Raw genomic sequence first — 6844 nt, 5'->3', positions numbered from 1 at the left:
TCTTCATTCAAATATATTTTTAAGTCCTTAGACTTTCTTTACACCTTTTAACCATCTAAATGGTTTTACCATTACTGGTATTTTGTTGTTTACACAACATTCTGACTATTTTCTCTATTCGGTTGCTAATGTCCTTCTTATGCGGTTTTTCCCGCTACAAGAAATATATTATCACAACTTTTAAAAGTTGTCAATACTTTTTTAATAAAAATACACTCTTAAAATTTAAGAGTGTATTTTTATTTTTCTATAATGTTGGTGTTATTCTTTTTTCTATAACTTTACCTTCAGAGTTTATTAAAGTAACTCTAACTTTCTTTCCTTTCAAACCTTCCATTTTCATCGAATTTTCCAATTTAGATTTTCCGTTTCTTTCTGTTCTTGAAAATTGTGTTTCATAGTTTTCAGTTACAAGCCCTGCTCCATTCAACACTTCTATTTTTTGCTTTAATAATTCTGAACTATTACCTTTTGAATCAGAATCAGCTGTAACTTTTAAAGTTGAAGCATTATAAGATATATTTAAATTTGAAATATTTGTACCTCTATTGATTTCACCATAATAGCCATAAACACTTATTCCAACCTCTGTTATCATCTTTATTTGAGCATTAACTTTATCACTTTTTTCTGTTGAAATATTTTTCAATGGAATTTCTTTAAAAACAACATAACTTTTATATTCTCCACTTTGCATTCCTACTTCTGGTTTAACTCTAAATCTCACTATTTGTTTTCCACCTGGTTTAATTGATATCATTTTAGGATATAACTTTATATGTTCATTTAAACTATGCTTTTCATAACCAGGTGCAACTTCAACAAAACTTTCTAATCTCATAGGAGAAGTAGTGTTATTTATTAATGTTATCTCATTTGTATTTATTTTTTCTAATCCTATTTCAAATCTTGTCGGTGCTACGCTAAAATTAAAAGCATAACTCATTGATACTAATATAAAAAACAAAATCCCTATTACTCTTTTATTGTTCATTTTTCAAATCACTCCATTTCACTTAGTATTTTATCATAAACTTCATATTTTAAATTCCTATTAAACTTTTTAAATCTGTCTACTATCGGATCTTTAAACTCTGAATTTTTGTTTGTTACTTTTCCATCAGAATCAATTTCATTTCCTTTTATAAATTTTATTTTTTGAACTATCAACCCTGCTTTGTCGTATATTATAACCTCGCCGTCCTTAAGTCCATTTTTATAATTTACAAGAGTTTTTAAATCTCCCGTTTTATAAAAGAACTTCCAGACACCTTCTCTTTTATCATTTTTATAATTTCCTTCTAAAATTTGTAATCCATCTGATGAAAATATTTTTATACTTCCATCTATTTTTCCATATTTAAAATTAGTCAATGTTTCTAATATTTCTTTTTTGTGAAAAAAAGTTGTCTCTCCGTCTAAAAGCCCATTCAAATAATTAGTCCTGATTATCAAATCTCCAGTTTCAGAATATCTCACTAATTTTCCATGAAGTATTCCATCTTCTAAACTTTCATAGCCTTCAATATTTTTACTTTCAAAAAAATAAGTCCATTGCCCATAAGGTTTGTCATAATTATACTTCAGAGCTGCTCTAATCTCTCCGTTCAAATATTTCAAAGTCCAAGTTCCGTGCTTTATTCCATTTATATAGTTACCTTCATATATGTATTTTTTTCCACCATCATAAAAAAAGCCTTGAAAAAATCCATTTTTAACTCCAGTTTCATACTGCTCTTTAATTCCAAGTCCAAACAATTGCCCTGTGAAAGGTTTTTGTTCATTTTGCAAATACACTATTTGGTTTTTTATACTTTTTTTATCTACACTTTCTTTTCTTAAATTAGAAAAAGAAAGATTAAATAGTATCATATATACAATTGAACAACTTATAACCCACTCTTTCTTCAAGCTCTCTCTCCTTCTAAAAATTTTTTAAAACATCTTCAATATTATAATCATCTTCTTCTAAATCTTCAGGTATTACTTTTTCTGCTTTTTCTACATCTTCTTTATCAACAACTACATCATAACCTTCAAAATATTGTCCTTCATCTTCTTTTTCTAAAGCTACATCAACTTCTAACCCTTCTTCAGAAAAGGTAACTTCATCGCTTCCTAAATAAACAAATTTTAACTTATATTTCCCTGGAAGAACATTCTCAAAGAAGTACATTCCATCAAATTCAGGATCTATGCTTAGGTACGACTCATTGTCTTTTTCTAAATCTATAGTTGTCATACTTAAAATTCTTATTAATTCTTCAGAAGAAACATTCTCCGAAGGGAGTATATTTCCAGTTACCATTGAAACAGCCTGAACACCTATATTATAACGAGTTCCAACAGAAGCTCTTGTTCGAACCTTCTTTTTATCAACAACTTGTGTCAACATAGGATCAATACTTTTTCTATCTATCAACACTTGATAATTTTCGAGTGGTAATAATCCTGGTATAAAATAATTTCCATTTACGTCTGAATCAACTTTTTTCCCATCAACAATAACAGTTACATCAGAAAGAGTTGTTTCATCGGCATCATAATTTCCATTATTATTTGAATCAATATAAACTTTACCAAATATCCAAGAATTATCTACTTGCCTATCTTTTACGTTTCTTTTTAAATCTGATAAATCTATTACCTTTTCAGCACTCAGTCCTACAGAAAGTGTTTCATCATCTCTTAAAGACATCGGAACTTCTAAGTAAAGATAATTTTCTAAATAAACAGTAAAATCTAATGAAAATTTAAATTTCTCTTCTTCACTATATTTAACTTCTCCACTCATGACATACTCAGCAGAAGAATCTCTTATTTTTTTTCTTTTACCTAAAATTTTTAAAGAGTAATTAGTTTCTACTTTTTCACGTTTATTAATATTGGCCTGTAACAAAGTTGTAACGTTAGTAATTCCACCATAGCTTACCCCTGGATTAACCAATAAACTTTCATTGTTTTCTTCATCATAATTTATTTCAGTGTCTAAAAAAAACGATAAATTTCTGAAGCTTCTATTCTCTAAACTTACATAATAACCCTTTTGCTGTTTTAAGGTTAAATACTCTTGCTCTTGTTGATAACCTATACCTATTCTTGTATTTATAAAATTTCTTGTTATTCCGATAGACTTATAATCTTTAATTCCATCCTCTTCTGCTATATAATTAGAGTATTTATAATTGTCAAATGTCAGATTATAATTTTTTATTTTTTGATTTACTTTCAACTCATAACTACTTTCTTTTTTTTCATATTCATAAAAATTGTTCAAATTTATTATTAATGGATAGTTTGAAAATCCAACTCTATAAATAATTTCACTTTTAAAAACATTATACTCTCTGTCTTTATTTGATTCTAATTCCAATACACCTAGACCTATAGTTAAATTTTTATTGAGTCCATAATTTATTTCATTAACACTTTGAGTTTTTTTGTTCTCTCTTTCTTGCCCCATTTGAATATTATAACTCCATTCATTCTTATTCAACAGTTTAGAATTACCAACAGTATAAACTTTTCTTGTTTCTATTTGTCCATTTTTATAGTAAATTTTCAAAGAATAATCTCCACCATAATTTCTATCTCTAATTTCAAAAGCAAATTTTTTCTCTGTTGATTTTTGATAATCTAACAATATTCCATTTTGATAAAGTTCTATTACGTCTGCACCTTGGGTTTCGCCTTTAATTGTTGTGACATTTCCAGAGGTAGAGCTAAATGTATTTTTCTCTCCTAAACTAAAGCCTCTTACCGAACTATTAACATTTAAAAAATCCGGGGTTTTAATATAAAAATCTCCAATTACCAAATCATTTTCTTTATAAAAATTATTATAGGTTAAGTTAGTACTTTTAATTTCTGATAATTCCAAATCATAATCTATGTAAAAATCTCCATAAAAAAGTTGAGTTCCATATTCTAATCCAATCTGATTATTAAGATTTTCTATATCATTTGTTGAATAACTTATTTTTAGTAATCCAGGTGTTATTATTTTTTTATCAGGTTGAACTAAATTAAATTTTGAATTTTCTTGCTTATCAGACAATCGAATTCTTTCAATTTTACCTTTTTCTCTTATTTCAAAAGGCAAAATAAAATTTGGGTTTAAATTTAATTTCAAATCTTGTCCTGACCATTTTAAGCTGTCAAAATCAAAGTTTTTTTCTAGTCCTTCTAAATTTATGTAAAGTTCTCCATCTAAAATAAATGTTTTTCCAGTTTTTATTTCAACCCTAGTTTTATTTCCATCAACTTTATAATCTATAATTTTTTTATTTAAATTTACATCAATCGAATATATTTCTAAAAAGTAAAACAACCCTTTTATCGGTATAAAAATATCATCATTTTCATAATCATATCTTACCATAAAAAAATCATCTTTTAATGTTTTACTTTTAATTTCAATATATGCTTCATCATATTCTAAATTATATTCTTCTGACATAAGTTCTCTAGGCAAACAAATAAAACAAACAGCTATTAATAAAAAAATAGCCATCTTCTTCTTTTTCATCAATCATACCTTACCTTGATTGTAAATTTACCATTATACTCACCTATAGTAGCGGATCTCGTTTCTTTTACTTCTCCGTTAAACTCAATTTTATTTAAACCACTTGAACTTATAGAACCTAAATAATCTTCTGTATTTGTTTTCTCTAATTTTGGAGTCGTTATAAAAACAATTAATATACTTGCATCTTTTTTATTAACTATTTCAACTTTTGAAGGATAAGAAACTCTAAAAATTTTATTAGGCTCTCCTTCTATTTCTAGATAACCTGGTGTTCCATCAAAACTAGACATCTTTTGACCTTGAATTCCAATTCCTAAATTCATTGGACTTGTTTTCAAACTAAGCTCTTTTAAAAAATTCAATTCATATTGAATAGGAATCCTAATCAAACTCTCTTCTCCATTTCCTTTTTTAGAATACAACTCTAAAATTATATTTGGTGTCGTATACTTCCCAGATAGTCTTCCATCTGATTTTATACCTATAGTTGCTTCAACACTATAATCTAAATTTCCGTTAAAATTTGTTAACTCTCTTTTATCTTCATCTACATTTGCAGTTATTGATAAAATTTTTAAACTCGTTATTTTAATAGAGTCAACTATTTCTCTATTTTGATTTATAAAATAATCTCCAGGTCTTTCAAATTTATAAAATATTTTTTGAGTATTTCCTAGTCCTGATAATTTTGAAACTGATGATTTAAATCTATAATTTTGTCTTACCCCACCTACAAGTTCTGCTTGATCAGATATAGAATTTAAACTAGAATTTACTGCTGCTAAAAGCCTCAGATTAAAGAGTACCAAAACAAATAAAACGTTTTTCAATTTAGACCCCCCCTCTACTTTTTATTTATATTGCTCTGTTTTTTTAGTTTCTATACTTACTTTTTTTCTATGAATAAGCGGTATATAAGGTGTATTCTTTGAAATCAAATATACTATATTATCATATATTTTATCTCTGTTAGTGATCTCTGTTTCTTCTTTTAAAATTTCTAAAAAAGGCAACATAGCATTATACATATCTTTATCTCCTATCTCATTAGAAATTACTTTTCCTAAATTATAAATAAGATATTTTTTATCAAAAATGATATTATAAATCGCTAATTCATAATCTTGTTTTTCTATTTTCATCAAATAAGCTTCTTTTTGATATGGAACTATTTTTATTGAAATTCCTTTTTTTTCTAACATCTTTTTTAACTCATTACCAACTTTTAAAGATTGGTCATCATTTAATGTTATTAATTCAATTTCATTATTTAATAATTTAAATTGCTTTAACTCATTATCTTTTGTGCTCGTTTTTTTTATTTTGGATAATTCTGCTTTAAATAAATTTTCTGGAAAAAATGTTTTTGCTGATTTTTCAAAAAAAACATTTTCCACAACTTCATCTCTATTAACCAAAGATGCAACAGCTTCTCTAGCTTTACGTTTTTCAAAAGTTTTATTTTTTTGACCAAACATAATAGCTACTGTATCCAATTCATCAATATCCTTTACTTCTGAATTCTTCCCTAAAATACCTTCTTTTTGCCAATTTTCTATTTGTTTTGGTGTAATATCTAAAACTACATCGGCATCATCATTAAAATAAAGAAGAGCTCTTTTTCTATCACTTATTTCTGATAAAATCTGTATTTTTTTCGAACCTGTATTTTCCTTAAAATAATTTTTGTTTTTAATTAAAACTACTTCTTTATTTGTTATCTTTTTCAAGCTATAAGGGCCTGTTCCATAAATTTTATTCTCAACTTCTTTCGTAATAGAGCACATATAGTATGTTAGCATCGATAAAAACAAATGATTTCTTCGTTTAAGTTTTATCTCTACAGTGCTACTAGAAATTACTTTTACACTTTGAATATCATTAAAAAAATCTTTAAAGACACCTTTTTCAAGCAATCTATCTAAAGATTTTTTTACATCTACCGCTAACATTTTATCTCCATTATGAAAAAAAATATCTTTTTTTAACTCAATTTCTAAAACTCTATCATCTTTCCAAATCCAAGTTTCAACTAAATTCGAAACAATTTCATTTTTATCATTATAAATGAAAAGTGTGTCGTATAAATATTTCATAGTTCTTATTGAATTTTGATCTTTCATAAAAATAGGATCTACACTACTCACTTTAACAGCTTGAACTATCCTCAAACTATCCTCTTGTTGTTTTTCAAGTTCACTGTACTCATCTAATTGAACTATATCAAAATCTAAAGTAGATTCACCAAAAGACAAAACTATTGTTAGAGCAAATAGAATTAAGCACAAATGTTTTCTCATTTTTCCACCTCTT

At 26.3% G+C, this 6844-nt stretch carries 5 protein-coding genes; all 5 read right to left on the bottom strand.

Annotated features, from left to right (window positions below):
- Positions 1-247: 247 nt before the first annotated feature.
- From ACRCZX_RS06435 to ACRCZX_RS06415, 5 genes are read right to left on the bottom strand one after another with little or no spacing between them, the layout of a single operon-like run.
- A complete protein-coding gene (locus ACRCZX_RS06435; protein ID WP_438582106.1) occupies positions 248-994 on the bottom strand; it encodes a fimbria/pilus periplasmic chaperone in 747 nt (248 codons plus the stop codon).
- An 8-nt stretch (positions 995-1002) separates the two neighbouring features.
- The gene (locus ACRCZX_RS06430) at positions 1003-1911 is read right to left on the bottom strand and encodes a toxin-antitoxin system YwqK family antitoxin (protein ID WP_438582105.1); all 909 of its coding nucleotides are present in this window, start codon (positions 1909-1911) and stop codon (positions 1003-1005) included.
- A gap of 13 nt (positions 1912-1924) precedes the next feature.
- Positions 1925-4528 (bottom strand): hypothetical protein, encoded by a 2604-nt coding sequence (locus tag ACRCZX_RS06425; RefSeq protein WP_438582104.1) that lies wholly within the window; start codon positions 4526-4528, stop codon positions 1925-1927.
- Positions 4528-5361 (bottom strand): DUF4402 domain-containing protein, encoded by an 834-nt coding sequence (locus tag ACRCZX_RS06420; RefSeq protein WP_438582103.1) that lies wholly within the window; start codon positions 5359-5361, stop codon positions 4528-4530. The genes ACRCZX_RS06425 and ACRCZX_RS06420 overlap by 1 nt, the downstream gene beginning before the upstream one ends.
- A gap of 21 nt (positions 5362-5382) precedes the next feature.
- Positions 5383-6831, bottom strand: a complete 1449-nt coding sequence (locus ACRCZX_RS06415; protein ID WP_438582102.1) for an ABC transporter substrate-binding protein — start codon at positions 6829-6831, stop codon at positions 5383-5385.
- Between the last annotated feature and the right edge of the window lie 13 nt (positions 6832-6844).

Origin of the sequence: Cetobacterium sp. (assembly GCF_051658645.1) — a bacterium.
In the GTDB taxonomy this organism is placed as follows: Bacteria; Fusobacteriota; Fusobacteriia; order Fusobacteriales; family Fusobacteriaceae; genus Cetobacterium_A.
This window is presented reverse-complemented; position numbering and strand designations above follow the sequence as displayed.

What these genes read in the sequence shown, in the direction of transcription:
- ACRCZX_RS06435 (WP_438582106.1), bottom strand. Translation starts at nt 994, where the DNA reads ATGAACAATAAAAGAGTAATAGGGATTTTGTTTTTTATATTAGTATCA.
- ACRCZX_RS06425 (WP_438582104.1), bottom strand. Translation starts at nt 4,528, where the DNA reads ATGAAAAAGAAGAAGATGGCTATTTTTTTATTAATAGCTGTTTGTTTT.
- ACRCZX_RS06415 (WP_438582102.1), bottom strand. Translation starts at nt 6,831, where the DNA reads ATGAGAAAACATTTGTGCTTAATTCTATTTGCTCTAACAATAGTTTTG.